The sequence below is a fragment of the Candidatus Cloacimonadota bacterium genome, from assembly GCA_011372345.1.
GTDB lineage: Bacteria > Cloacimonadota > Cloacimonadia > Cloacimonadales > TCS61 > DRTC01.
Window position 1 is genome coordinate 1 of the sequence record DRTC01000532.1, and the last position, 1,776, is coordinate 1,776.

The window sequence follows — 1,776 nt, forward strand, 5'->3', positions numbered from 1 at the left end:
ATGAAATTCTATCGAGTTACAGCGAGTAATTAGATAAATAATTAGTTAAAAACCGGCTTCTTTATGAGGTCGGTTTTTTGTGTTTTGCAGTAAACTTGAAAAGAAAGTCATTTAATATTTTCTATTGAAAGTAATAATAATGAAAGAAGTATTGTGTTAGTTCTATTTGGAAAATCGGAATAAATGTTTTTTGAACAATGTAATTTTCTTTTTTAGAAGAGGATATGATCAATAAAAAAATTTAGGAGGAAAGATGAACAATAAAAAAGTTTTAGTAATCCTGATGACTTTTATTTTCACGGCAATTATAGCTGGAATTCCGGTGGATTTAAAAGATGCAGAGCAGGTTGCGTGTAATTGGTATTTGGAAAGAACAAAAAATGATAATTTAACAAATGTTGAAATTATCGAGACTTTCCAAGTGCAGGAAGATTCCGAAGACATTTATTATATCTTCAATTTCCAGGAAGGCGGTTATATAATTATCGCTGCCGATGACGCTATCATCCCTGTTCTCGGTTATAATTTTGAGCATCATTACGGATTGGAGGATCATCCTGTCCGATTCGATGCTATGCTTGAGAATTTTAAAGAGCAGATCGTTTATGCCAAAGATAATAACCTTCCTGCTCCGAAGAAAACAATTGAAGAATGGGAAAGATTAAATGTAAAACCAGAAGATTTTGAACAAAGCAGGGATCTCAATCGTCTTGGTCCCTTGCTTGATTCGATGTGGAATCAGAATTATAGCTGGAACACAGATTGTCCTGCTGATACGGGCGGACCCGGAGGATATGTTTATGCCGGTTGTGTTGCTGTAGCTATGGCGCAGATCTTGAATTATTGGGAATATCCTGCAACCGGAACAGGTTCTCATGGATATACTCATCCAGACTACGGTTATCTTTCAGCTAATTTCGGTGCGACCACTTATAATTTTCCAATGAACAATACTTCTCCCACAGATGCTTCCCGGGAATTGCTATATCATTGCGGCGTATCTGTTGATATGGATTATGGACCCGAAGGTTCGGGAGCTTATACTTCGGATTGTGTATATGCTTTTGAAACATATTTTAATTATGACAACAGTGCTTATTATGACCAAAAAGCATATCATACGGATACTGAATGGGAAAATATGCTGAGGGATAATTTGGATAACGGTTATCCACTTCAATATCGAGGATACGGATCAGGAGGACATTCATTTAATTTAGACGGATATGAAACCGGTAATAACAGTCATTTTCACTTTAACTGGGGTTGGTCAGGTTCTTATAATGGTTATTATTATTTGAACGACCTTACACCCGGTTCATATAATTTTACTTCCAGTCAAGCCGGGATCTTCAATCTTTTCCCGGATGTGCAGCCTGAAATTACCGTAACTTCTCCCAACGGAGGAGAAGATTGGGAACTCGATTCTACTCATTACATCACCTGGACGAGTCAGGATATTGGTCCTAATGTAAAAATCGAGATCTATGACGGAGGTAGTCTATACGATACAATTATTTCCAGCACTACAGATGATGGAAGTTATAGCTGGGATATCCCGGATACTTATGATGCTGGAGCACAATACACAATAAAAATCGAGGATACAGCCGATGCTTTTACTTACGATTATAGTGATAGCTATTTCACCTTATCTACTCCTCCTGTTCCGGAAATAACCGTAACATCTCCCAATGGCGGAGAATCATGGCAGGTAGATTCTACTCATAATATGACCTGGACAAGTTCCAATACCAGTGGAAATGTGAAGATCGA

The 1,776-nt window shown here is 37.5% G+C and carries 1 protein-coding gene; it reads left to right on the forward strand.

Annotated features, from left to right (window positions below; translation table 11 throughout):
- Positions 1-253: 253 nt before the first annotated feature.
- On the forward strand, positions 254-1,776 hold a 1,523-nt coding region (locus ENL20_10170; protein ID HHE38921.1), incomplete at its 3' end, for a hypothetical protein.